Raw genomic sequence first — 23,950 nt, 5'->3', positions numbered from 1 at the left:
AGGTTTTTTTATTTAATGCTGGTTTGCATCCTGTTTGACAGGCATGATCTCCGCAAGAACAAAGACTAGCACCGCAATAACCACGGCAATAACGGATGATTGCTTGAAATTGTACGCCGCGCTGTTCATGGAGGCGACCAAATAACAGGCCATATGTGTTAAAAGGAACGTCCAAATAAAACCGATAATAAACCGCACGTTTCCACCTCGTCCTTCATTTTATTCTACGTTGTATCATACCATACATAAAGCGCGGGCGGAAGGTCATTTTCTCATCAAAAAGCGCGCCTGAAACTGACATGTGCCCGCCTGTCTTGCCGTCTGACGGAAAATTCGGTTCCCGTGCTTGGGATAATAGCCAAAACATAGCAGCAAATAGGAGTTTATCCGATCCGTTTTCATTCTTTTTACATATGATAGCCAATAGAGAGATTAGGAGTAAAAGGAGGCGGGCAGGCATGGGGATAACGGAAAGATTTTTCCAATTCGGATCTGAGCTGAACGTCATCCATCTGCCGTATCGGCCGAACGGCTTCTGTATCTTTATTCTGGGGGACAGAACTCACTTTGTCAGCCGGGACTCAAGCTTTTGGCTCGAACATGAAGGGAGGAACCAGCTGTTAAATACGCTGCTTGACAGAGGGTACACCATTTTCAACAGCAATTTATACGGACGGCATTGGGGTTCGGAAAAAGCCGCCCTTTACGCCAGACAGCTGATTCATTATGTGCTGAAACAAGAAACCCTCAATCCGAAAATACACTTGCTCGCAGAAGGCATGGGCGCCCTCATCGCCGATCAATTGCTGCAGTCTTCACCGGAGCATATCCGTTCAGCCGCAATGTTAGATCCTTGTCTTGACCTTCAAGCCCATTTTGAATCAGAGAAAGAAAATAAGTTTTTTTATAAGCAGTTTCTGAGGGAAACGGCACAAAGCTTCGGTGTTTCTGAAAAAGAGGCAAGCTCACTGAGCTATCAGACCATTACCGGCTGCCGCACCCGCGTGCCGGTACATATATGGCAAAGAACGACCGGAGCGCCGTACCCGTACACCCTGCACGCGAACACGTATAAAGAAGCCCGGGAAAAGACCGGAAGCAAGATTGATATCACGTATCACCTGCTTGAGAACCCTGCTCGTATGTACAGAGCCATCTGCCGGTTTTTCCGCAGTCATGAAAAAGACCTGTAATGAATAGAATACAACAGCCATCTCTTTTCAGAGGGCTGTTTGGCTTGTGTGTGTATGAAAAACCGGAAAGGCGGCAGATGTGATGAAAACAGCGCTGATCATTGGAGCAGATGAATTTCTCGGCCTTTCATTGTGCGAACGGTTGATGGATGAAGGTGTGCACGTTGATGTCATTTTGGCAGAACCGGAGGACAAAACGAGGCAGCTGTATTTAGAAGAACGTTTAATGTGGCTCGCGAGAAACGGGCTTTTTCAAATAATAGAGAAAATCGGTGAAAAGGAATACGATCGTATCTGCGTTCAATACGGGAGCGGGTGTCTGCCTGAAAAAAGGGCTGAGCCTTTATATTGGATTGTTTACAGTGAGGATCACGGAGACTGGGAAAAAAACGGTCAGCGGGATACGGCAAAAGCGATTATCCTTCCTCCCCTTTACGGTCCGTGGACGGAAGCAAAAGAAGATGGCGAAAGCAGGATCTTTTTAGAAGACGCGGTCTGCGGGCTGATGAATAAGCTTGAGGCTGACGGCACAGAAGACGAAAATCAGATTATTACCCTGGAAATAAAAGAAAAAACGCAAAAAACGGAAGCGGAAGAAAAAATTAAAGAATGGAAAAGACAATTTTCATCAATATTCGACATTTTTTAAGAAATACCTTCCATGTTATGTGCATTACCGCTACAATAAACGTATATCAATTATACATGTTATGAGTTTGAAAAGGGGTTGAACATGGCTTGATCACCAGGCTTGTCATGATCTTTTCTGTCCTCCTTTTATTGAGCGGATGCACACAAACTCCGTTTAAAGGAAAAATTGAGAAGGTCGGAATGCTTTTCCCCGATACCATCAGTGACTTGGTATGGGGCACAAAAGGTTACAAAGGTTTATTAGCGATACAATCTGAATTTAACGTTGACGTTTATTATAAAGAAAATATCAGATCCGATGAAGATATTTTAAAAGCGATAGATGATTTTCATAAAAAAGGAGTCAATCTTTTATACGGGCACGGAAATGAATACGAGGAAATCTTCAATATGATCAGCAAGGATTATCCCGACATGGAATTCGTCGTCGCAAACGGAACGGCGAAAAGCGATAATGTCACAAGCGTTCACCTTATGGGAGAAGCAATGGGTTTTTTCGGGGGAATGACGGCCGCCCATATGTCAAAAACCAATGAGGTCGGTGTCATCGCCTCCTTTTTGTGGCAGCCTGAAGTAGACGGCTTTATCAAAGGGGCGAAATATGAAAAGCCTGATATCACCGTCAATACTGAATTTACGGACCACTGGGATAACGGCAATGAAGCGCTGCATCTTTACGAGAAGTTAAAAGCGGAGGGCACGGATGTTGTATATCCGGCCGGAGACGGGTATAATGTTCCTGTCATTCAGCAAATCAAAAAAGACGGGCTTTACGCCATCGGCTATGTCGCCGAGCAATCGAATCTCGGCAAAAACACGGTGCTGACAAGCACGGTGCAAAACGTAGATAAAGCCTATACATTAATTGCCGAGCAATATAATAAAGGTACGCTCAAGAGCGGAGATCACGACTTTGATTTCAGGGAAGGAGTCGTTGAAATGGGGACGTTCAGCCCGCTGGTGGACAAAGCGTTTCAAGACAAAATCTCAGACCTTGTCAAAACGTATAATCAAACAAATGAACTGCCGTCAAATGAATAGAGGTGGATACACATGCAGCATGAAAAGTCTCTTGAATTTATGCAGATCGCGATGAAATACTTGCCGGAAGCAAAGGCGGAGCTTGAGAAATCCGGCATAGATCTGTCTATGGAAATGATTCAGCCGTTTATGGACCTGTTTACATCGGTCATGGCGGAAGCGTATGAGCTTGGCAGATCTGATGCCGGGGAGCTGAATAAATAAAGAGAGCCACTTTTTCATGAAGTGGCTTTTCACATGATTTTTTTCTTTATGGCGGACACCATCGGCGCAAAGTCTTTAAATACGGGCTTTAATTGATCCAGGGAGTTCATGATGGACCCCAGCTGATTCAACACGTGGTTGTAATCGATCTCTTCTTCGTTTTCAGCCTGAGGCTGCTCCGGGTTTTCTTCCGGTTCTTTATCCCGGTCTCTGGAATCGCCGAACATCATTTTGGAGAAAATATCCATAGTGAAGCCTCCTTTCGTCTTCCTTTTATTCTATGAGGAGCAGCGTCCGATAGTTTAGACGAATATATTGCCAACAGAAAAAAAATAGGGTAGAATTAGTACCTGATACTAATAATTGATCATAACTAATTAGTTTTAAATTCATTATAAAAAAGGAGTCTTTTCCAATGAAAGCTGGAATTCTTGGCGTCGGCCGTTACATCCCGGAAAAAGTGCTGACAAATCATGATCTTGAACAAATGGTAGATACATCGGACGAGTGGATTCGTACGAGAACAGGTATAGAAGAAAGAAGAATCGCCGCTGAAGATATGTATTCATCCGGCATGGCCGCTGAGGCTGCGCAAAAAGCGCTTGATCAGGCCGGCATTTCCGCTGAGGAGCTTGATATGATCCTTGTGGCGACGGTTACTCCTGACCAGTCTTTCCCGACCGTTTCCTGTATGATACAAGAGAAGCTCGGGGCCAAAAAAGCGTGCGCGATGGATATCAGCGCCGCATGTGCGGGTTTTATGTACGGTATTGTAACCGCCAAACAATTCATTGAATCGCAAACATACAAACATGTCCTCGTGGTCGGCGTGGAAAAGCTCTCAAGCATTACCGACTGGGACGACCGTAATACGGCTGTGCTGTTCGGAGACGGAGCCGGAGCGGCGGTCATCGGACCGGTCAGCGACGACAGAGGCATACTTTCATTTGAGCTCGGAGCAGACGGTACAGGCGGTCAGCACTTGTACTTAGATGAAAAAGGGCATACAATCATGCATGGAAGAGAAGTATTCAAATTCGCCGTCCGGCAAATGGGTGAATCGAGTGTAAATGTTATTGAAAAAGCCGGCCTCTCCAAAGAGGACGTAGACTTTTTGATTCCGCATCAGGCAAACATCCGCATCATGGAAGCGGCACGGGAACGTTTGGAGCTTCCGGTTGAAAAGATGTCTAAAACAGTCCATAAATATGGAAACACATCCGCAGCATCCATTCCGATTTCATTAGTAGAGGAACTGGAAGCAGGCAAAATTAAAGACGGCGACGTCATCGTCATGGTCGGTTTCGGCGGAGGATTGACATGGGGCGCCATAGCATTACGCTGGGGACGATAAAAAAAGGTGAGGTGCACACAAGATGAGTAAAAAAAGAGTAGTCGTTACAGGGCTTGGAGCCTTGTCTCCGCTTGGCAACGACGCCGAAACAAGCTGGAAAAATGCAATCGGCGGCGTATCCGGAATCGGACCGATCACACGTGTGGAATCGGACGAGTATCCGGCGAAAGTAGCTGCTGAATTGAAAGATTTCAATATTGAAAATCACATGGATAAAAAAGAAGCGCGAAAAATGGACCGCTTCACGCAATACGCTGTCGTAGCCGCGAAAATGGCCGTTCAAGATGCCGGTCTGAACATCACAGACGAGATCGCGCCGAGAGTCGGCGTTTGGGTCGGGTCCGGAATCGGCGGTCTTGAAACGCTTGAATCCCAATTCGAAATCTTCCTGACAAAAGGGCCGAGAAGGGTCAGCCCGTTCTTTGTTCCGATGATGATTCCGGATATGGCGACAGGCCAAATCTCAATCGCTCTCGGAGCAAAAGGAGTCAACTCCTGTACGGTGACGGCATGTGCGACGGGAACGAACTCTATCGGTGACGCGTTTAAAGTCATTCAGCGCGGCGATGCCGATGCGATGATTACGGGCGGAACGGAAGCGCCCCTGACAAGAATGTCATTTGCGGGCTTCAGCGCAAACAAAGCCCTTTCTACAAATCCTGATCCGAAAACGGCAAGCCGCCCGTTTGATAAAAACCGTGACGGCTTTGTCATGGGAGAAGGCGCGGGGATCGTCGTGCTTGAAGAGCTTGAGCATGCCCTTGCCCGCGGTGCGAAAATCTACGGGGAAATTGTCGGCTACGGCTCAACGGGTGACGCCTACCACATTACCGCGCCTGCCCAAGACGGGGAAGGCGGTGCAAGAGCGATGCAGGAAGCAATCAAAGATGCGGGCATCAAGCCTGAAGAAATTGATTACATCAACGCTCACGGCACAAGCACGTACTACAATGATAAATACGAGACAAAAGCCATTAAGACCGTTTTCGGTGATCATGCGTACAAGCTTGCCGTCAGTTCGACAAAATCAATGACGGGTCATTTGTTAGGCGCTGCCGGAGGAATTGAAGCAATCTTCTCCGTCATGGCAATTAAAGACGGCATTATCCCGCCGACGATTAACATCGAAACACCTGATGAAGAGTGTGATTTAGATTATGTACCGGACAAAGCGCGCGAGCAGGATGTCAACATCGTTCTCAGCAACTCGCTCGGCTTCGGCGGACATAATGCCACTTTGATCTTTAAAAAATATCAATAATACAGTTTTTGACCGGCTGCCTGAAAAAGGTGGCCGGTTTTTTTGTGCGTGCATATGATAACAACAAGAGGAGGCGAACCGGTATGAGCGTCAAGCAGACATATCAATGGATGGAAAAGGCGGCATCCGTAAATGACCTGGCCCCGCATCTTTTGCCGCTTTTTTCAGGGGCCGATAAGAAAGAGTGGAAGCCGATACTCGGGATGCTGCAAAACCACGGCATGTTCCGCCATCTGAAGGACGGCGTTAGGACCAGTAAACGGCTGAAAGAAAAAGGATGCTACAGCCATATACAAAAGGAGGAAGCCTATTTAAAGGAGAAGTGGAACGGGCCGGACGTGCCGATCGTAGTTTTGCCCGTTGATGAACGAAACCGGAAAATCCGTCAGGAATTCGGATCAAAATCCGGTCTGGCCTTTCGGGACAAAATGTTCCTCTTTCTATCGTCGGATAGTTCCAATTCAGCTGTATCCGCCCTTATGACACATGAATATAATCACGTCTGCCGGTTAGAACATGTGACAAAGGACGAAAAAGATGAGACATTTCTTGATACAATCATGATGGAGGGGCTGGCAGAATATGCTGTATATGAGCGGTTCGGCTCAAGTCTTACGGCGGAATGGACGTCCTACTATACGCCTGAGCAGCTTGATTTTTTGTTTGAAAAAAGAGTCAAGCCGAACCTCCGCTTAACGAGAGACAGCAGAATGTTTTCCCAGCTGTTATACGGAAAAGGATACTTCCCCTCAATGCTTGGCTATGCCGTCGGATTCAATATAGTAAAAAAATATTTAACCGACCATCAAAAAACAGTAAAAGAAGCATTGGCCATCCCTTCAAAAACCTTTCTGGAAGCAACGCTTTAATAGATTAAAAGAATGGAAATTATTTAAGGATATTACATTTATCCTAAAAAATTCTTGCTTTTGTAATAATGATGTAATAATATACAACTATAAAATTTTTCGACTATTCTATATTTTGTGATAGCGAAACGTATGTTTCCCTCTGCTTCAGCGGAATGAGAAAGGGGCGTATCATGAGCACACTATTAGAAGTGAATAATTTAAAGACCTATTTTTTCAGAAAGAAACAGCCGATCCCTGCAGTCGACGGGGTTGATTTTCACATTAACAAAGGCGAAACCGTCGCTCTTGTAGGAGAATCCGGCTCGGGCAAAAGCATCACCTCGCTTTCTATTATGGGACTTGTCCAAAGCTCGGGCGGAAAAATTATGGACGGCTCGATTAAGCTGGAAGGCAGGGACCTGGCCTCCTTCACCGAAAACGAATATTGCAAAATCCGCGGAAATGACGTCTCTATGATCTTTCAGGAGCCCATGACTTCCCTGAATCCGGTGCTGACCATCGGCGAACAAATTACCGAAGTGCTTGAATACCATAAAAAAATGAATAAAAAAGAAGCGGCTAAAAAAGCCGTTGAGCTTCTGGAACTCGTCGGATTCTCCAGAGCGGAACAAGTGATGAAAGAATATCCGCACCGTCTTTCCGGAGGGATGAGACAGAGGGTGATGATCGCCATTGCGCTCAGCTGCAATCCGAAGCTTCTGATCGCTGATGAGCCGACGACGGCGCTTGATGTGACGATACAAGCCCAAGTATTGGAGCTGATGAAAGACCTCTGCAAAAAATTCGATACTTCTATTCTGCTGATCACTCACGATTTAGGTGTGGTTTCCGAAGCCGCCGACAGGGTGATCGTTATGTATTGCGGACAAGTCGTAGAGAGTGCGGGTGTGGAGGACTTATTTTTAAACCCTCTTCATCCGTATACCGAAGGGCTGTTAAACTCCATACCGGTGATAGATGGAGAGATTGATACATTAAAAGCGATCAAAGGCAGTGTCCCGACACCGGATAATCTTCCGGAAGGCTGCCGATTCGCCCCGAGGTGTTCAAAAGCGATGGACAAATGCAAAACAGGGCAGCCGGAGCTGATAACGCATGAAAGCGGCCGTTCTGTAAGATGTTTTTTATATGAGGAAGAGGGTGCCCAATCAAAATGACAGCTGCAGACCAAGAAACGATTTTAGAGCTGAAAGACGTAAAAAAATATTTCCCGATCCGCTCCGGTTTTTTTCAAAGGAAAGTCGGTGATATAAAGGCTGTTGACGGCGTTTCTTTTTCACTGAAGCGCGGGGAGACGCTCGGCATCGTCGGTGAATCAGGATGCGGCAAATCAACGGCGGGAAGGACGATGATCCGTTTATACAAGCCGACAGACGGCCGGATTCTTTTTAAGGGGCAGGATATCTCCGGCTTATCTGAAGAAAAGCTGAGAAAAAGCGTCCGCAAAAACATCCAGATGGTATTCCAAGATCCCTTCGCATCCCTTAACCCGAGGAAAACGCTGCGTTCCATTATTAAAGAGCCGTTCCAGACTCACCATATGTACAGCATGAGCGAGCGGAACGAGCGAGTGGAGGAGCTGCTGGCGAAAGTCGGCCTTCACCCGAGCTTTGCAAACCGCTATCCGCACGAATTTTCCGGGGGGCAGCGCCAGCGGATCGGGATTGCGCGGGCTCTGACGTTGAATCCCGAGCTGATTATTGCGGATGAACCCGTTTCCGCACTCGATGTCTCCATTCAGGCCCAAGTCATCAATCTGATGGAAGAACTGCAGGATGAATTCAACCTGACCTATTTGTTTATTTCTCATGATTTGAGTGTTGTCCGCCATATCAGCGACAGAGTCGGCGTCATGTATCTGGGAAAAATGATGGAGCTGACCGATAAACACGAGCTGTACGGCAATCCGCTTCACCCTTATACGCAAGCGCTTTTGTCTTCAGTGCCCGTCACGAGAAAAAAAGACGCCGTCAAGCGGGAACGAATCATCCTGAAAGGAGAACTGCCAAGCCCGGCAAACCCGCCGAAAGGCTGCGTGTTCCACACGCGGTGCCCGATGGCCAAACCGATCTGCAAGGAACAAATCCCGGCATTTGAAGAAGCCGCTCCCGGCCATTACGTCGCCTGCCATTTATATGCCTGAAATGACAAGCATCGAGAGGGGGTATGCCGGATTACATAACCAGTTTGCTGCATATATATCACAAAGGGGGAATTGATATGAAATTACGTAAAAGCGCACTGATGATGCTAAGTGTTTTTATGGCGCTCGCCATCTTCCTGTCAGCCTGCTCCGGCTCAAAATCCACAAGCACCGAATCCAAACCGGCAGGAAAACCGCAAAAAGGCGGAGATTTGGTTGTCGGGTCAATCGGGGAACCCACACTTTTTAACTCTCTGTATTCTACAGATGACGCAAGTACGGATATTGAAAATATGCTGTACAGCTTTTTAACGAAAACGGATGAAAAACTGAACGTGAAATTATCACTCGCTGAAAATATTAAAGAATTAGACGGCGGCCTAGCATATGATGTGAAAATTAAAAAAGGCGTTAAGTTTCATGACGGAAAAGAACTGACTGCAGATGACGTCGTATTTACGTACAGTGTCCCTTTAAGCAAAGATTACAAGGGAGAACGCGGCTCAACATATGAAATGCTGAAATCCGTAGAGAAAAAAGGCGATTACGAAGTATTGTTCAAGCTGAAATATAAAGACGGTAATTTTTATAATAATGCGTTAGACAGCACAGCCATTCTGCCGAAGCACATTCTCGGTAATGTTCCGATTGCTGATTTAGAAGAAAATGAATTTAACAGAAAGAAACCGATCGGTTCAGGACCATTTAAGTTTAAAGAATGGAAGCAGGGCCAATATATTAAACTCGAAGCGAATAATGATTATTTTGCAGGAAGACCGTATTTAGATACTGTAACGTATAAAGTCATTCCCGACGCAAATGCTGCCGTTGCTCAGCTGCAGGCAGGCGATATTAATTTCTTTAATGTGCCCGCCACTGACTACAAAACGGCTGAAAAATTTAATAATCTGAAAGTCGTTACTGATTTGGCATTAAGTTACGTGTACATCGGGTGGAATGAAAAAAATGAATTATTTAAAGATAAAAAGGTCCGTCAGGCGCTGACAACCGCTCTTGACCGCGAGTCAATCGTCAGCCAGGTATTAGACGGAGACGGCAAGGTAGCCTACATTCCGGAATCCCCTTTATCTTGGAACTACCCTAAAGATATAGAAGTTCCGAAATTTGCGTACAACGAGAAAAAAGCGAAACAGATGCTTGCAGAAGCCGGCTGGAAAGATACAAACGGTGACGGCATCCTGGATAAAGACGGAAAGAAATTCTCGTTTACGCTTAAAACGAACCAAGGAAACAAAGTCCGTGAAGACATCGCTGTTGTCGTCCAGGAACAGCTGAAAAAAATCGGCATTGAAGTGAAGACCCAGATCGTTGAATGGAGCGCTCTCGTTGAACAAATGAACCCTCCGAATTGGGATTTTGATGCAATGGTCATGGGATGGAGTTTATCCACATTCCCGGATCAATATGACATCTTCCATTCAAGCCAGATTAAAAAGGGCTTAAACTACGTTTGGTATAAAAATGCCGAAGCGGATAAGCTCATGAAAGATGCAAAATCAATCAGTGACAGAAAGCAGTATTCAAAAGAATATGAGCAGATCTATCAAAAAATTGCGGAAGATCAGCCGTATACGTTCTTGTATTACCCTAACAACCATATGGCAATGCCGCAAAATCTTGAAGGATTCAAATATCATCCGAAACGTGAATTGTATAATATCGAAAAATGGTGGCTTGCAAAATAATTTTCCCTTAAGGGGAGGGAGAGCGTTTTCTCCCTCTTCTGTTTTTAATAAGGAAAGTAAAGGGGGACAAGTATATGGCTGCATATATTCTCAGAAGAACCTTAATGTCTATCCCGATTTTATTGGGAATTACAATTTTATCATTTGTTATTATGAAAGCCGCGCCCGGAGATCCGATGACATTAATGATGGATCCGAAAATCAGCCAGGCTGACAGAGAGCAGTTTATTGAAAAATACGGTTTGAATGATCCTCAGTACGTTCAATATTTAAAGTGGCTCGGTAACATGGTACAGGGCGATTTCGGAACGTCAATTGTAAGAAAAGGAACGCCTGTTTCAGAATTGATTATGGCCCGAATGCCCAATACGCTGCTGCTGATGCTCGTTTCAACGATTTTGGCACTTATGATTTCTATTCCGTTTGGTGTCCTGTCGGCAAAGCGGCCTTATTCAAAGCTCGACTATGGCATTACGTTTACCTCATTTATAGGTCTGGCCATTCCAAACTTTTGGTTTGGATTAATTTTGATTATGATTTTATCAGTAAATCTCGGCTGGTTTCCTACCGGCGGTGTCGAGACGCTGAATGCCGATTTCAATATATTTGACCGGATTCATCATTTAATTCTGCCTGCATTCGTATTAGCTACAGCTGACATGGCCGGACTGACGAGATACACGAGATCCAATATGCTTGATGTATTAAATCAGGATTATATCCGTACAGCGAGAGCGAAAGGGTTCAAAGAGAACCGTGTATTATTTAAACACGGATTGAGAAATGCATTATTACCCGTCATTACAATTTTCGGTTTGATGATTCCCTCGTTTATCGGAGGATCTGTCGTTGTCGAACAAATTTTCACATGGCCGGGGTTAGGAAAGCTGTTTGTTGATTCAGCGTTTCAGCGTGATTATCCCGTCATTATGGCGATGACCGTCATTTCAGCTGTTCTTGTGGTCATTGGCAACCTTGTCGCTGATATTTTATACGCAGTGGTTGATCCGAGAATTGAATATTAAAAGGGGGGACATCGATGGCTGAGCTGAACACATCTCCGTCACCGGAGATCGGGCTGAAAGAAAATATTGCTGAGAAACCGGAAACCATGACAAAAATCTTTTGGGAAAAGTTTTCGAAAAATAAACTGGCGGTTGCAGGTGCTGTTATTCTGTTCGTGATTATTATGTCAGCGATTTTTGCACCGGTGATTGCTCCTTATTCTCAAGAGCAGCAAAACCTGCTTGATAAATTTAAAGCGCCGGGTCTAGAACATTTGATGGGAACGGATAAATTCGGACGTGACATCTTCAGCCGGATTCTGTACGGCGCGCGAATCTCTTTACTAGTCGGATTTGCCTCTGTTGTCGGCTCTATTTTTATCGGGACGATTTTAGGAGCGGTAGCGGGTTATTTTAAAGGTTTCGCAGATGCTGCTATTATGCGGTTGGTGGATATAGTTCTTTCCATTCCTGATATTTTCTTATTGATTACGCTTGTTACAATTTTTAAGCCAGGCGTGGATAAATTAATTTTAATTTTCTGTCTGACGGGCTGGACGACAACCGCTCGTTTGGTCAGGGGAGAATTTTTATCCCTGCGATCGAGAGAATATGTATTAGCCGCTAAAACAATCGGAACAAAAACACATAAAATTATTTTTTCACATATCCTGCCCAATGCGCTGGGACCGATTATTGTGTCAGCCACTTTAAAAGTCGGATCGGTTATTCTGGCCGAATCGGCGCTAAGTTATCTCGGTTTCGGGATTCAGCCGCCGATCGCAAGCTGGGGCAATATGCTTCAGGATGCACAGAACTTTACGATTATGATTCAGGCTTGGTGGTACCCGTTATTTCCGGGACTGTTCATTCTTCTTACCGTATTGTGCTTCAACTTTGTCGGAGACGGGCTGCGTGATGCGCTTGATCCGAAAAATGTGAAATGATCTCCCGGACGAACGGGAGATTTTTTGTTGCAATGCATTCGGAAATCCAGCTCCGTAAAACGGAAATCTCATATTGAAATGGAATAATTTATCTATCCCTTGCCTATACTGTGGACAACAGTTTTTATAAAGTGAGGGGTCGAATATGTTATTTCTTCATGATGTATGGGTCAATTGGTTTGAAGGGGAAGAAAACGGCTACAATGTATGCCATTTTCACGAATGGCGGAAGGAAGACACGGTTGAGCTTTTGGATCAGACGCCGCTGCTCAGAGTGCCGTCGGTATTATTTCATTACATAGAAAACGACTTATCAGAGCTTCCGAAAGAGCTGCTTGACCAAGTCCACCAGAAGTCATACGTGCGAAAAAATCATGAGCGGACAAAGCTGGAGTACTGTTTTGTCGTGACAGACGGGATCGGCATCATTGCCGTGGATACGATCGGGTATACCATTCCGGTCAGAAAGAGCCGCCTGATTCCGAGACAGGAGCAGCTTGTTTATGAAATGGTAAAGGATGTAGAACCGGAATCGTTTCAATTTGAGCCGTCGCAATTGGAGTCTTCAAAGGAATATCACATTTTGTCATTGGCGCCGGAGCATGTCAGAGGTCTGACGAGAAAAGAGCGGCAGATCAAGCAGCTGATGTTTATGGCGCTCGACCAGCTGAAAGGGCTGAAAAACCGTGCGGAAATTGTGTATTGGTACACGGAATGGAATCCGCATATGTATGAGCAGATCAAACGGATGAGTTTTGAAGAGATCTGGGACATGCTTTACAATGAAACAATTGAAGGCTGGTCGGATAAACATCTTGCGTTCTGTGAAAATTTGATTAAAGGGCAGCCGTTTTTCGAAAAGCTTTGGGAAATGGAACAGGAATCAAAAGTGAACTAAAAAAAGAGGCGGGGATTCTCCCGCCTCTTTTTTTTATCTTCTTTTCCGTCCGAGACCCATGGCGTTTTCCATTTTCTTCACCATTTTGCCGGCCGTTTTGTTTGCGCGCGCCGCCCCTTCGTCGAGAATGCGGTCAAGCTCGTCGCTCTCAATTAATTCACGGTAGCGCTCTTGGATCGGTGTCAATGCGCCGATAACGACTTCGGCTAAATCGCTTTTGAATTCACCGTACCCTTTGCCTTCATATTTAGCTTCTAATTCTTCAATTGATGTGTTTCCTAAAATAGAATAAATCGTCAAAAGATTAGAAACGCCCGGTTTGTTTTCTTTATCATACTTTACAATGCCTTCAGAATCAGTCACGGCGCTCTTGATTTTCTTCTCGAGCTGCTTCGGCTCATCAAGCAGCGTGATGAATGCCTTTTGGTTCGGATCTGATTTGCTCATTTTTTTGAGCGGATCAGCCAGTGACATGATGCGCGCGCCTGATTCAGGAATTTTCACCTCAGGAATCGTGAAGATGTCATTGTATTTTTTATTAAAGCGTTCCGCCAGGTTGCGGGTCAGTTCAAGATGCTGTTTTTGGTCTTCTCCGACCGGAACAAGATCCGTTCCGTACAGTAAAATATCGCCGGCCATCAGCGGCGGATAGGTTAACAGTCCGGACACGACGGCTTCTTTGCCCTTTGACTTATCCTTAAATTGCGTCATCCGCTCAAGCTCGCCGATATATGCGACGCATTGGAGCATCCACCCCGCCTGGGCATGAGCGGGAACCTCCGACTGGATAAAGAGGGTCGCTTTCTCGGGATCAAGTCCGACGGCCAGATAAAGAGCCGCGAGATTGCGGATGTTCTTCCGCAGCTCAAGCCGATCCTGCGGAACCGTAATCGCATGCTGATCGACAATACAGAAGTAGCCGTTGTAGTCATGCTGCAAATCAACAAATTGCTTCATTGCGCCGATGTAGTTGCCGAGGGTAACGGAACCGCTCGGCTGAATGCCTGAAAAAATCGTTTTCTTCATAGTTCTTACCTCATTTCTTAAAACATAATAAAAAAAGCCCATTCTTCCCGTAGAAAAAAGGGACGAATGAACCGTGGTGCCACCCTGATTATTCCATTACAATGGAATCGCTCGAGACGTTGGTAACGGAGGCTGCTCCGGCTGGGCCTACTAACGTTCGGTCAGCTGCTCAGAAGTCCATTCCACATCGCCCGTTACCTGCTCCCAGCACCGCAGACTCTCTTCAAACGGATGAAAATGTGTACTACTCTTCATCATCGCAATCACAACAAATGTATTTGATTGATCTATTATAAATCAATTATAGCCAAATGTCATCAGAGGAATACAAGCTTATTTCCAGTTTGCTTTAGGGGTGGAAATCCTCAAAAAGAACTGAAAATGCTTAAATGATAACGTATATCAACATTTCGTATAACGAATATTATATGTAAAAAGCAATATGAACTGGAAATTACATTAAAAAAATTTAGTTAGGTCATGCTTTAAACTATAGAAGTGTATCACCTTTTTGACAGAAAAACTGACCAAATTTAAATATTTTAAATTGAGAAAATAGTATTGCAATAAATTATTCATTTCATTATAATGAACTTGTTCACTCTATTGTTACAGCTTCTTTACATAAAATAATCAGAAAAGACGGAACACAATTAAAGTTTAGAAAAATATTAAGTTATTTTGTCTGATATTTCTGAGTATTTAGTAGTAAAGGCTGAAAAATTTGATTAGGGGGTTAGTGCATGAAAAAGCGTTGGTCTATTGTAGGTTTGATGCTTATCTTCTCGCTTGTATTAAGTGCGTGCGGCGGATTCAGCGGCGGATCAGGCGGCGGTAAAAAAGACACCAAAGGACAGACTTCACTTAATATCAATATTAAAACCGAGCCGTTCTCATTGCATCCGGGTTTAGCGAATGATTCCGTTTCAGGAGGCGTAATCCGACAGACTTTTGAAGGATTGACACGCGTAAACTCCAAAGGTGAGCCTGAAGAAGGAATGGCATCTAAAATTGAAACAAGCAAAGACGGAAAGACCTATACATTTACGATTCGTGAAGGTGCGAAATGGTCTAACGGCGACCCTGTGACGGCGCAGGATTTTGAATATGCATGGAAATGGGTGCTTGACCCGAACAACGAATCACAATACGCTTATCAGCTCTACTACATCAAAGGCGCTGAAGCTGCCAATACAGGAAAAGGCAAGATTGATGATGTAGGCGTAAAAGCCGTAAATGACAAAACATTAAAGGTTGAACTGAATAACCCGACACCTTATTTCACGCAATTAACTTCATTCTATACGTATATGCCGATCAACAAGAAAATCGCCGAAAAACATAAAAACTGGAACACAAACGCGGGCGAAAATTATGTGTCAAACGGCCCGTTCAAAATGACGGCCTGGAAACACAGCGGTTCCATCACGCTCGAAAAGAACGATCAATATTGGGATAAAGACGCTGTGAAATTGAAGAAAATCAACATGGTGATGATTAACAATAACAACACCGAACTGAAAAAATTCCAGGCCGGTGAGCTTGACTGGGCAGGAATGCCGCTCGGCCAGCTTCCGACTGAATCTCTGCCGACATTGAAAAAAGACGGATCTCTTCACGTTGAACCGATCGCAGGCGTGTATTGGTACAAATTCAACACAGAAGCGAAACCGCTGAACAATGTTAACATCCGTAAAGCCCTTGCTTATGCGATCGACCGCTCGTCCATCGTGAAAAATGTAACGCAGGGCGAACAAATCCCGGCCATGGCTGCGGTGCCGCCGTCAATGAAGGGATTCAAGGATAACACAAAAGGTTACTTCAAAGACAATGACGTCAAATCAGCTAAAGAATTCTTAAATAAAGGACTGAAGGAATTAGGCGTCAAGAGTGCCTCTGACCTTCCGGCGATCAAGCTGTCCTACAATACGGATGACGCGCATGCGAAAATCGCGCAGGCCGTACAGGAAATGTGGAAAAAGAACTTGGGCGTCAAAGTTGAACTTGATAACTCCGAATGGAATGTTTACATCGACAAGCTGCACAGCCAAAACTACCAAATCGGGCGTATGGGCTGGCTCGGCGATTTCAACGATCCGATCAACTTCCTTGAATTGTTCCGTGATAAAGAAGGCGGAAACAATGATACCGGGTGGGAAGATCCTGAGTTTAAAAAGCTGCTGAACCAATCTCAGCTTGAAACGGATCCGGATAAACGTATCGAAGAGCTGAAAAAAGCAGAAAAGATCTTTATCGACGCAATGCCGGTCGCGCCAGTTTATTTCTATACGGATCCTTGGGTGCAGGATAAAAACCTCAAAAATGTGATCTTGACAGGAACAGGCGAAGTTTACTTCAGAAACGCTTCTTTTGAATAAAAGCCGGTTCTGAAAACAAAAGACCCAAGGTATATGGGGAGGATGTCCCCATATACCTTTCTTACTGATTACGTATAAAATTGTAAAAAACATGGAGGTGTTCACCTTGCTGAAATATATCGGTAAACGATTCATTTACATGATCATCACATTGTTTGTGATTGTGACCGCCACGTTCTTCTTAATGCAGGCAGCGCCGGGCGGACCATTTTCCGGCGAAAGAAAGCTGCCGCCTGAAATTGAGGCAAACTTAAACGAACACTATGGTTTGGACAAGCCTCTTTTCGTTCAATATGTCAGCTACTTAAAATCTGTGGCGATGTGGGACTTCGGGCCTTCTTTTAAATATAAAGGCCAAAGTGTTAATGATTTAATCAATTCAGGCTTCCCCGTCTCATTCACTCTCGGTGCAGAAGCTATTCTCCTCGCTTTAGCGTTCGGTGTGCTTTTCGGGGTGCTTGCTGCCCTGTACCATAATAAATGGCAGGATTATACCATTGCGATTTTAACGATCTTTGGGATCTCAGTTCCGAGCTTTATATTGGCGACGATTTTGCAATATATTTTCTCAATTAAATTAGAACTGTTCCCGGTCGCAGGGTGGGAATCCTGGGCATACACCTTTCTGCCCTCCATTGCGCTCGCTTCCATGCCGATGGCGTTCATTGCCAGACTCTCCCGTTCAAGCATGATTGAAGTGTTAAACAGCGATTACATACGGACTGCAAAAGCTAAAGGACTTTCCCGTCCGTCAGTCACCGTGCGCCATGCGCTGCGAAACGCGCTTTTGCCGGTCGTGACATATATGGGGCCGATGGCGGCATCCATTTTAACGGGAAGTTTCATCATTGAATCCATTTTCGGAATTCCCGGTTTAGGCGCGCATTTTGTAAACAGCATTACAAACCGTGATTATACGGTCATTATGGGAGTTACCGTGTTCTTCAGCGTGCTCCTGCTTCTATGCGTATTAATTGTAGATGTGCTGTACGGATTAATCGATCCGAGAATCAAGCTTTCCAAAGCAAAGAAAGGAGCCTAGACCATGCAGAACATTCCTAAAAATATGTTTGAACCAGCTTCAGCTAATGCCGGCGATGCCGAAAAAATAAATAAAAAAAGCCTTTCCCTCTGGAAAGACGCCATGCTCCGCTTCCGCAGCAATAAGCTTGCGATGGTCGGGTTCGTACTGATCGTTCTTATTATTCTGATGGCGATTTTTGCGCCTATCTTTTCAAGATATGATTATGCCACCACCAATCTATTAAATGCGGATAAAGCGCCGTCGAAAGATCATTGGTTCGGCACGGATGACCTTGGAAGGGATATATTCGTCCGGACATGGGTGGGCGCGCGGATTTCCATCTTTATCGGTGTCGCAGCTGCCGTGCTTGATTTATTGATCGGCGTAATCTGGGGCAGCATTTCCGGATTCCGCGGCGGACGCACAGATGAAGTGATGATGCGCATCGCCGACATTCTGTGGGCTGTTCCTTCATTATTAATGGTTATTTTGCTGATGGTTGTCCTGCCGAAAGGATTGCTCACCATTATCGTCGCCATGACGATCACGGGCTGGATCAATATGGCGAGGATCGTCCGCGGACAGGTGCTGCAATTAAAGAATCAGGAGTATGTGCTTGCTTCACAGACACTCGGTGCCAAAACCGGCCGGCTTTTGTTTAAGCATATCGTCCCGAACGCGATGGGCTCTATACTCGTAACGATGACACTGACGGTTCCGACGGCGATTTTTACAGAAGCGTTTTTAAGTTATTTGGGCCTCGGCGTACCTGCGCCGCTTGCGAGCTGGGGAACGATGGCCTCAGACGGATTGCCTGCATTAACCTATTACCCTTGGCGTCTGTTCTTCCCTGCCGGCTTTATCTGCCTGGCGATGTTCGGCTTTAACGTTGTCGGCGACGGGTTAAGAGACGCGCTGGATCCTAAGTTACGCAAATAAGGAGTGATATGAGTGACACGTTTGCTAGAAGTAAAAGACTTAGCCATTTCATTTAAAACATACGGCGGAGAGGTACAGGCAATCCGCGGCGTGAATTTCCATTTGAATAAAGGAGAGACGCTGGCGATCGTGGGGGAGTCGGGTTCCGGAAAAAGTGTGACCTCCCAAGCGATTATGAAGCTGATTCCGATGCCGCCGGGCTACTTTAAAAGAGGACAGATTCTTTTTGACGGACGCGATATCGTGCCGATGTCCGAAAAAGAAATGCAGGCCATCAGAGGAAAGGACATCGGAATGATTTTCCAAGATCCGATGACCTCTCTGAACCCGACGATGAGAGTCGGCAAGCAAATTACGGAAGTGCTTTTCAAACATGAAAAAATCTCAAGTGAAGCGGCGAAAAAGCGCGCCATAGAGCTGCTTGATCTCGTCGGAATACCGATGCCCGAAAAACGGATCGGCCAATTCCCCCATGAATTTTCAGGCGGGATGAGACAGCGTGTCGTCATCGCGATGGCGCTTGCGGCAAATCCGAAACTGTTAATTGCCGATGAACCGACAACAGCGCTTGATGTGACGATTCAGGCACAGATCCTTGAGCTGATGAAAGATCTGCAAAAGAAAATTGATACGTCTATCATTTTTATCACGCATGATCTCGGCGTTGTCGCCAATGTCGCCGACCGGGTCGCCGTCATGTACGCGGGTCAGGTCGTCGAATCGGGCACGGTGGATGAAATCTTTTATGATCCGCGCCATCCGTATACGTGGGGGCTGCTTGCCTCAATGCCGAGTCTGGACAGCACCGATCAGGAAAAACTGACGGCCATCCCGGGCACGCCGCCTGATCTGACGAATCCTCCGAAAGGGGATGCATTTGCGCTCCGCAGCTCATATGCGATGAAAATTGACTTTGAACAGGAACCGCCGATGTATAAAGTGTCTGATACGCATTTTGTGAAATCGTGGCTTCTGCATCCTGATGCGCCTAAGGTCGAGCCGCCTGAAGCGGTGAAGGCTAAAATCCGTCAGCTTCCGAATACGTATCAGCATCCTGTTTTAATGAAGGAAGGTGAAAAAAATGACTGAGAAACTTCTCGAAATCAAACACTTAAAACAGCATTTTTTCACGCAGAAAGGAACGGTAAAAGCCGTAGATGATTTGTCATTTGATATTTATAAAGGCGAAACGCTCGGCCTTGTCGGAGAATCGGGCTGCGGTAAATCAACGACGGGCCGCAGTATTATCCGGCTGTATGAGGCAACCGGCGGGGAAGTTCTCTTTAACGGGGAAAATGTCCACGGGAAAAAATCCCGCAAGAAGCTGCTGGAGTTTAACCGGAAAATGCAGATGATTTTCCAGGATCCGTACGCATCTTTAAATCCGAGAATGACAGTCGCCGACATTATTGCCGAGGGAATAGATATTCACCGCCTGGCAAAAACGAAAAAAGAGCGGATGCAGCGGGTTCACGAACTGCTGGAAACGGTCGGTTTAAATAAAGAGCACGCCAACCGCTACCCGCATGAATTTTCAGGCGGACAGCGCCAGCGTATCGGAATCGCCAGAGCGCTGGCGGTTGATCCGGAGTTTATCATCGCGGACGAACCGATTTCGGCGCTTGATGTCTCCATTCAGGCGCAAGTCGTCAATTTAATGAAAGAATTGCAGAAAGAAAAAGGGCTCACTTACCTGTTTATCGCCCATGATTTATCAATGGTCAAATACATCAGCGACCGCATCGGCGTCATGTATTTCGGAAAATTGGTGGAGCTTGCGCCGGCGGATGAGCTTTACGAAAACCCGCTTCACCCATATACGAAATCATTGCTGTCCGCTATCCCGCTTCCTGATCCGGACTATGAAAGAAATCGCACGCGAAAGAAATACGATCCGGCAGTTCATCAGCTCCAAGAAGGAGAAAAAATGGAATTCAGAGAAGTGAAACCGGGACATTTTGTCATGTGCACAGAAGCTGAATTTAAAACCTATCTATAAACGTATCATCCTCCAAGACTCAGTCTTGGAGGATTTTTTTGCGCACATTCAAGTTTATTAAGCCTGCTCCCGTTTTTCTATAATGGAAAAAAAGGGGGAGATCAGTATGAAAACCATTTTTTGCGCCATTTGTGCGGGACTGTTTATCAGTGCAGCCGCTTATCCGGCCCATGCCGCTGTGAAAGAGGAGCAGCCGCTTGTAAAAGTAGCACTGGCTGAAAAAGAACTGCCGAAATCAAATGCACGGTTCGCTTATCCGTCAGGGTTGCATTTTTCACATCCTGATAAGGTGCGGGGCATTTACGTCACAGGGCATTCAGCGGGAGGAAGCAAATTCGGGGAGCTGACAGACTTTGTGGACAAAACGGAACTCAATACAATGGTCATTGATGTCAAGGACGACAACGGGAACCTCACCTTTAAGCCGGACGGCCATTCTGAGTATGCAAAAATCGCCAAGCCGTACATCAAAGACCCAAAAAAGATGATGAAAAAGCTGGAGGAAAAAAAGATCTATCCGATCGCGCGTATTGTCGTATTTAAAGACAGCGAACTCGCGAACAAAAAGCCCGAGTGGTCCTTTAAAGAAAAAAACGGAAGTGTCTGGAAAAACGGCCGCGGCGAATCGTTCGTCAATCCGTTTATGAAAGAAGTATGGGATTACAATGTAAAGATTGCAAAACAAGCTGTAAAGATGGGTTTTCAAGAAATTCAGTTTGATTATGTCCGTTTTCCTGAAGGGTTTGAAAAACGTGATGACGAACTGACATACGGACACGGCGATTACGGAAAAACAGCAGACAGCAATGTGCAAAAACGCGTTCACGCCGTCACCGATTTTGTCGGTTATGCGAAGAAAAAACTCAAGCCGTACGGCGCGGATGTGTCGGTTGATATTTTCGGCTATTCAGCCACGCTGCCGGAAGCGCCTGGTATCGGCCAGAATTTCAGCAAAATTTCAGACCAGGTCGATGTCATTTCATCCATGATTTATCCGAGCCATTGGACAAGCTATTTCGGCATTGATAAACCGGATCTTGAGCCCTACAATGTCGTCAAAGAATACGCGAAGGTGGAAAATAAAAAGCTGTCCAAGCTGAAACACCCGCCTGTATCGCGTCCGTGGCTTCAGGACTTCACGGCATCATATCTCGGCAGCGGAAATTATCAAAAGTACGGGAAACGCCAGGTGGAAGACCAGGTTAAAGCGCTGCATGATGAAGGTATTGACGAATTTTTATTGTGGGACGCGGCAAACCGTTATACCAAAAACGTCGATTACACACCATTTTAAAAAAATTGAAACCATGTTAAAGGATCACACGTCTTAATAGATGTAAGATTGTTTAAACAATCGGAAATGGGGTATATCTAAAAGTGTGAAGACAACGAACCCATAAGGAGCAAATGAATGAACTGGTACGAAAAGCTGAGTGAATATTTTCCGATTGAAGAAATGAAATCAAAAGCGCATATGGAAGCTCTGTTAAAGGAGCAAAGCGATGTTTATCATAAAGAAGAGGGGCAGTACCACGTGCTGATGTATGCGGAATTTGACTCTTTCATCTTTATTGATTACCTGTTTGTGTCAAAGAAATCCAGAGGACAAGGCCTCGGAAGCAAGCTGATCGGCAGACTGAAAAAGAAGAACAAGCCGATTCTGCTTGAGGTGGAGCCTGTTGACGAGGATGACACGGATACACAGAAACGCTTGCGTTTTTATCAAAGAGAGCATTTCAAGCACGCGCAGTCAATCGGGTATCGGCGCCGGTCATTGGCTACGAATGAAGTGAACAAAATGGAGATTCTGTACTGGTCACCTAAGACGGAATCAGAAGAAGAAATATTTGAAGCGATGAAACAGACATATGAAAACATTCACACTTATAAAGATGAAAAATGGTACGGAGAATCATACGAAAAAACGGATGAAGTTCTCAAAGTCATTGATGAGAAAAAACAAAAAAACATTTTCGATCAGCTGAGCTAATTGAGAATGGAGAAAAATCCTCCAGCCGTAAATTTGCCGGATTGACACATTTTTTTCTCAGGAGACTGTTCACACTTACTTTTTTATAGTATAATACCTATAAAGATTCCTTTTTTAAAGTCATTTCAATTTGAGAATACAAACATGTTCATCCTACTAATTAGAGGAGTGAAGATTAATGGTTACATTATACACATCACCTAGCTGTACGTCATGCAGAAAAGCAAGAGCTTGGCTTGAAGAGCACGAGATTCCGTTTGTAGAAAGAAACATTTTCTCCGAGCCGTTATCAATTGATGAGATCAAGCAGATTCTGCGTATGACTGAAGACGGTACGGATGAAATTATCTCTACCCGTTCTAAAGTATTCCAGAAACTGAACGTAAATGTTGAATCTATGCCGCTTCAAGACTTATATACTTTGATCAATGAGCATCCGGGACTGCTCCGCCGTCCGATCATCATTGATGAAAAACGTCTGCAAGTCGGCTATAACGAAGATGAAATCAGACGATTCCTGCCAAGAAAAGTGCGTTCTTTCCAATTAAGAGAAGCACAGCGTCTTGCCAACTGATATAAGCTTACGATAAGCATGGAAAAAGCCCAAAACCATCGCGGTTTGGGCTTTTTGTTATTTTTCAGTCTGCTGGTAAATCATACTGGCGAGGATCACAAAAACGACGGTCAAAATCGGCAGCATCATCTGTATCATGCCGTGTTCTGCCATGAAAAATGACAGCTTGCTGTCTCCGGCAATCATTTCACCGCCGGTAAATGCGAGAAGACCGCTCCCGGCATACATCAATAAAGGCATTTTTTCCATGGCGGCATGAACGAGCTTGCTGCCCCAAATAATAATCGGCACCGAGATGAAGAGACCGATCACTACTAGTGTCAGCTCACCGTGAGAAGCGCCGGCTACTGCGATGACATTGTCAAGCGACATAAAGATATCAGCCAGAACGATTGTGCGGATGGCTTTCCAAAGAGAAGAACTGCTTTTCACATGCTGCGCATCTTTCTTCTCAATCAGAAGCTGATAGCCGAGATACAATAAAAATACCCCGCCTGCGCATTGTAAAAAAGGAACATTCAATAAATAGACCGCAGCGCTCGTCAGAACGATTCTCAAGACGACTGCGATAAATGTTCCGAAGATGATCGCTTGCTGTCTTTGTTTATGGGCCAGATTCCGGCTGGCCATCGCGATGACGACGGCATTGTCACCGCCGAGAATAAGGTCAATCCCGATAATAAGCAGAAGGGACAGCAGATAATCGTGCGGCATGGTAACACCTCGCTTATAGATCGATTGCTTGT

The 23,950-nt window shown here is 45.3% G+C and carries 25 protein-coding genes and 1 other annotated feature; of the genes, 21 read left to right on the top strand and 4 right to left on the bottom strand.

Annotated features, from left to right (window positions below; translation table 11 throughout):
* Window positions 1-12 precede the first annotated feature (12 nt).
* Window positions 13-198, bottom strand: a complete 186-nt coding sequence (locus tag C5I45_RS13940) for a YjzD family protein (RefSeq protein ID WP_003155069.1) — start codon at window positions 196-198, stop codon at window positions 13-15.
* Window positions 199-458: 260 nt separating this feature from the next.
* Here C5I45_RS13940 and C5I45_RS13930 point away from each other — a divergent pair, with 260 nt between their 5' ends.
* From C5I45_RS13930 to C5I45_RS13915, 4 genes are all read left to right on the top strand, one after another.
* A complete protein-coding gene (locus C5I45_RS13930) occupies window positions 459-1,193 on the top strand; it encodes a lipase family protein (RefSeq protein ID WP_069013065.1) in 735 nt (244 codons plus the stop codon).
* Between the two features lie 82 nt (window positions 1,194-1,275).
* On the top strand, window positions 1,276-1,842 hold the full coding sequence (locus C5I45_RS13925; RefSeq protein WP_041481852.1) for a Rossmann-fold NAD(P)-binding domain-containing protein: 567 nt from the start codon (window positions 1,276-1,278) through the stop codon (window positions 1,840-1,842).
* An 89-nt stretch (window positions 1,843-1,931) separates the two neighbouring features.
* On the top strand, window positions 1,932-2,885 hold the full coding sequence (locus C5I45_RS13920) for a BMP family ABC transporter substrate-binding protein (protein ID WP_003155063.1): 954 nt from the start codon (window positions 1,932-1,934) through the stop codon (window positions 2,883-2,885).
* Window positions 2,886-2,897: 12 nt separating this feature from the next.
* Window positions 2,898-3,089, top strand: coding sequence for a ComZ family protein (locus C5I45_RS13915; RefSeq protein ID WP_003155061.1), 192 nt, complete (start codon window positions 2,898-2,900; stop codon window positions 3,087-3,089).
* A 29-nt stretch (window positions 3,090-3,118) separates the two neighbouring features.
* Here C5I45_RS13915 and C5I45_RS13910 read toward each other — a convergent pair whose 3' ends face one another.
* Entirely contained in the window at window positions 3,119-3,337 is a 219-nt protein-coding gene (locus C5I45_RS13910; protein WP_003155059.1) for a hypothetical protein, read from the bottom strand.
* 167 nt (window positions 3,338-3,504) lie between these two features.
* On the opposite strand from C5I45_RS13910, the gene C5I45_RS13905 reads away from it, so the two are divergent.
* The 9 genes from C5I45_RS13905 (at window position 3,505) to C5I45_RS13865 (ending at window position 13,274) form a co-directional block, all read left to right on the top strand.
* Entirely contained in the window at window positions 3,505-4,443 is a 939-nt protein-coding gene (locus C5I45_RS13905) for a beta-ketoacyl-ACP synthase III (protein WP_003155057.1), read from the top strand.
* A gap of 22 nt (window positions 4,444-4,465) precedes the next feature.
* Window positions 4,466-5,704 carry a beta-ketoacyl-ACP synthase II gene (gene fabF, locus C5I45_RS13900; protein WP_003155056.1) on the top strand — a complete coding sequence of 413 codons (1,239 nt, stop codon included), beginning with the start codon at window positions 4,466-4,468 and terminating at the stop codon, window positions 5,702-5,704.
* An 83-nt stretch (window positions 5,705-5,787) separates the two neighbouring features.
* On the top strand, window positions 5,788-6,573 hold the full coding sequence (locus C5I45_RS13895; protein WP_012117278.1) for a DUF2268 domain-containing putative Zn-dependent protease: 786 nt from the start codon (window positions 5,788-5,790) through the stop codon (window positions 6,571-6,573).
* 173 nt (window positions 6,574-6,746) lie between these two features.
* Window positions 6,747-7,733, top strand: coding sequence for an ABC transporter ATP-binding protein (locus C5I45_RS13890; protein ID WP_003155054.1), 987 nt, complete (start codon window positions 6,747-6,749; stop codon window positions 7,731-7,733).
* Window positions 7,730-8,719 carry an ABC transporter ATP-binding protein gene (locus C5I45_RS13885; RefSeq protein WP_025851953.1) on the top strand — a complete coding sequence of 330 codons (990 nt, stop codon included), beginning with the start codon at window positions 7,730-7,732 and terminating at the stop codon, window positions 8,717-8,719. Before C5I45_RS13890 ends, C5I45_RS13885 begins: the two co-directional genes overlap by 4 nt.
* Before the next feature lie 77 nt (window positions 8,720-8,796).
* The gene (locus C5I45_RS13880) at window positions 8,797-10,425 is read left to right on the top strand and encodes a peptide-binding protein (RefSeq protein WP_025851951.1); all 1,629 of its coding nucleotides are present in this window, start codon (window positions 8,797-8,799) and stop codon (window positions 10,423-10,425) included.
* 74 nt (window positions 10,426-10,499) lie between these two features.
* A complete protein-coding gene (gene appB / locus C5I45_RS13875; protein ID WP_025851949.1) occupies window positions 10,500-11,450 on the top strand; it encodes an oligopeptide ABC transporter permease AppB in 951 nt (316 codons plus the stop codon).
* 14 nt (window positions 11,451-11,464) lie between these two features.
* Entirely contained in the window at window positions 11,465-12,376 is a 912-nt protein-coding gene (opp4C, locus tag C5I45_RS13870) for an oligopeptide ABC transporter permease (RefSeq protein ID WP_025851947.1), read from the top strand.
* A gap of 145 nt (window positions 12,377-12,521) precedes the next feature.
* Complete coding sequence (locus tag C5I45_RS13865; RefSeq protein WP_014304784.1) at window positions 12,522-13,274, top strand: YjbA family protein; 753 nt, start codon at window positions 12,522-12,524, stop codon at window positions 13,272-13,274.
* A 33-nt stretch (window positions 13,275-13,307) separates the two neighbouring features.
* Here C5I45_RS13865 and trpS read toward each other — a convergent pair whose 3' ends face one another.
* Window positions 13,308-14,300, bottom strand: a complete 993-nt coding sequence (gene trpS / locus C5I45_RS13860; protein ID WP_014304785.1) for a tryptophan--tRNA ligase — start codon at window positions 14,298-14,300, stop codon at window positions 13,308-13,310.
* 55 nt (window positions 14,301-14,355) lie between these two features.
* Window positions 14,356-14,567: a binding site (T-box leader), on the bottom strand.
* 476 nt (window positions 14,568-15,043) lie between these two features.
* On the opposite strand from trpS, the gene C5I45_RS13855 reads away from it, so the two are divergent.
* The 8 genes from C5I45_RS13855 to spx all read left to right on the top strand — a co-directional run bounded on the left by C5I45_RS13855 (window position 15,044) and on the right by spx (window position 23,204).
* Window positions 15,044-16,678, top strand: coding sequence for a peptide ABC transporter substrate-binding protein (locus C5I45_RS13855; protein ID WP_014304786.1), 1,635 nt, complete (start codon window positions 15,044-15,046; stop codon window positions 16,676-16,678).
* A 106-nt stretch (window positions 16,679-16,784) separates the two neighbouring features.
* Window positions 16,785-17,720 (top strand): ABC transporter permease, encoded by a 936-nt coding sequence (locus tag C5I45_RS13850; protein ID WP_003155043.1) that lies wholly within the window; start codon window positions 16,785-16,787, stop codon window positions 17,718-17,720.
* Window positions 17,721-17,723: 3 nt separating this feature from the next.
* A complete protein-coding gene (gene oppC, locus C5I45_RS13845) occupies window positions 17,724-18,641 on the top strand; it encodes an oligopeptide ABC transporter permease OppC (protein WP_003155041.1) in 918 nt (305 codons plus the stop codon).
* 12 nt (window positions 18,642-18,653) lie between these two features.
* Complete coding sequence (locus C5I45_RS13840) at window positions 18,654-19,730, top strand: ABC transporter ATP-binding protein (protein ID WP_003155039.1); 1,077 nt, start codon at window positions 18,654-18,656, stop codon at window positions 19,728-19,730.
* Complete coding sequence (gene oppF / locus C5I45_RS13835; RefSeq protein WP_003155037.1) at window positions 19,723-20,640, top strand: oligopeptide ABC transporter ATP-binding protein OppF; 918 nt, start codon at window positions 19,723-19,725, stop codon at window positions 20,638-20,640. The genes C5I45_RS13840 and oppF overlap by 8 nt, the downstream gene beginning before the upstream one ends.
* A 106-nt stretch (window positions 20,641-20,746) precedes the next feature.
* On the top strand, window positions 20,747-21,934 hold the full coding sequence (locus tag C5I45_RS13830; RefSeq protein ID WP_043866988.1) for a putative glycoside hydrolase: 1,188 nt from the start codon (window positions 20,747-20,749) through the stop codon (window positions 21,932-21,934).
* Window positions 21,935-22,051: 117 nt separating this feature from the next.
* On the top strand, window positions 22,052-22,630 hold the full coding sequence (locus C5I45_RS13825) for a GNAT family N-acetyltransferase (RefSeq protein WP_003155035.1): 579 nt from the start codon (window positions 22,052-22,054) through the stop codon (window positions 22,628-22,630).
* Between the two features lie 178 nt (window positions 22,631-22,808).
* Window positions 22,809-23,204: a transcriptional regulator Spx gene (gene spx, locus C5I45_RS13820; RefSeq protein ID WP_003155034.1), complete on the top strand. Its 396-nt coding sequence runs from the start codon at window positions 22,809-22,811 to the stop codon at window positions 23,202-23,204.
* Between the two features lie 57 nt (window positions 23,205-23,261).
* Here the strand turns inward: spx and C5I45_RS13815 are convergent, their stop codons facing one another.
* On the bottom strand, window positions 23,262-23,918 hold the full coding sequence (locus tag C5I45_RS13815; RefSeq protein WP_003155033.1) for a TerC family protein: 657 nt from the start codon (window positions 23,916-23,918) through the stop codon (window positions 23,262-23,264).
* Between the last annotated feature and the right edge of the window lie 32 nt (window positions 23,919-23,950).

It is taken from the genome of Bacillus sp. ZY-1-1 (assembly GCF_003047165.1).
GTDB lineage: Bacteria > Bacillota > Bacilli > Bacillales > Bacillaceae > Bacillus > Bacillus velezensis.
This window is presented reverse-complemented; position numbering and strand designations above follow the sequence as displayed.

What these genes read in the sequence shown, in the direction of transcription:
- C5I45_RS13930 (WP_069013065.1), top strand. Translation starts at nt 459, where the DNA reads ATGGGGATAACGGAAAGATTTTTCCAATTCGGATCTGAGCTGAACGTC.
- C5I45_RS13925 (WP_041481852.1), top strand. Translation starts at nt 1,276, where the DNA reads ATGAAAACAGCGCTGATCATTGGAGCAGATGAATTTCTCGGCCTTTCA.
- C5I45_RS13915 (WP_003155061.1), top strand. Translation starts at nt 2,898, where the DNA reads ATGCAGCATGAAAAGTCTCTTGAATTTATGCAGATCGCGATGAAATAC.
- C5I45_RS13910 (WP_003155059.1), bottom strand. Translation starts at nt 3,337, where the DNA reads ATGGATATTTTCTCCAAAATGATGTTCGGCGATTCCAGAGACCGGGAT.
- C5I45_RS13905 (WP_003155057.1), top strand. Translation starts at nt 3,505, where the DNA reads ATGAAAGCTGGAATTCTTGGCGTCGGCCGTTACATCCCGGAAAAAGTG.
- fabF (WP_003155056.1), top strand. Translation starts at nt 4,466, where the DNA reads ATGAGTAAAAAAAGAGTAGTCGTTACAGGGCTTGGAGCCTTGTCTCCG.
- C5I45_RS13895 (WP_012117278.1), top strand. Translation starts at nt 5,788, where the DNA reads ATGAGCGTCAAGCAGACATATCAATGGATGGAAAAGGCGGCATCCGTA.
- C5I45_RS13890 (WP_003155054.1), top strand. Translation starts at nt 6,747, where the DNA reads ATGAGCACACTATTAGAAGTGAATAATTTAAAGACCTATTTTTTCAGA.
- C5I45_RS13885 (WP_025851953.1), top strand. Translation starts at nt 7,730, where the DNA reads ATGACAGCTGCAGACCAAGAAACGATTTTAGAGCTGAAAGACGTAAAA.
- C5I45_RS13880 (WP_025851951.1), top strand. Translation starts at nt 8,797, where the DNA reads ATGAAATTACGTAAAAGCGCACTGATGATGCTAAGTGTTTTTATGGCG.
- appB (WP_025851949.1), top strand. Translation starts at nt 10,500, where the DNA reads ATGGCTGCATATATTCTCAGAAGAACCTTAATGTCTATCCCGATTTTA.
- opp4C (WP_025851947.1), top strand. Translation starts at nt 11,465, where the DNA reads ATGGCTGAGCTGAACACATCTCCGTCACCGGAGATCGGGCTGAAAGAA.
- C5I45_RS13865 (WP_014304784.1), top strand. Translation starts at nt 12,522, where the DNA reads ATGTTATTTCTTCATGATGTATGGGTCAATTGGTTTGAAGGGGAAGAA.
- trpS (WP_014304785.1), bottom strand. Translation starts at nt 14,300, where the DNA reads ATGAAGAAAACGATTTTTTCAGGCATTCAGCCGAGCGGTTCCGTTACC.
- C5I45_RS13855 (WP_014304786.1), top strand. Translation starts at nt 15,044, where the DNA reads ATGAAAAAGCGTTGGTCTATTGTAGGTTTGATGCTTATCTTCTCGCTT.
- oppC (WP_003155041.1), top strand. Translation starts at nt 17,724, where the DNA reads ATGCAGAACATTCCTAAAAATATGTTTGAACCAGCTTCAGCTAATGCC.
- oppF (WP_003155037.1), top strand. Translation starts at nt 19,723, where the DNA reads ATGACTGAGAAACTTCTCGAAATCAAACACTTAAAACAGCATTTTTTC.
- C5I45_RS13830 (WP_043866988.1), top strand. Translation starts at nt 20,747, where the DNA reads ATGAAAACCATTTTTTGCGCCATTTGTGCGGGACTGTTTATCAGTGCA.
- C5I45_RS13825 (WP_003155035.1), top strand. Translation starts at nt 22,052, where the DNA reads ATGAACTGGTACGAAAAGCTGAGTGAATATTTTCCGATTGAAGAAATG.
- spx (WP_003155034.1), top strand. Translation starts at nt 22,809, where the DNA reads ATGGTTACATTATACACATCACCTAGCTGTACGTCATGCAGAAAAGCA.
- C5I45_RS13815 (WP_003155033.1), bottom strand. Translation starts at nt 23,918, where the DNA reads ATGCCGCACGATTATCTGCTGTCCCTTCTGCTTATTATCGGGATTGAC.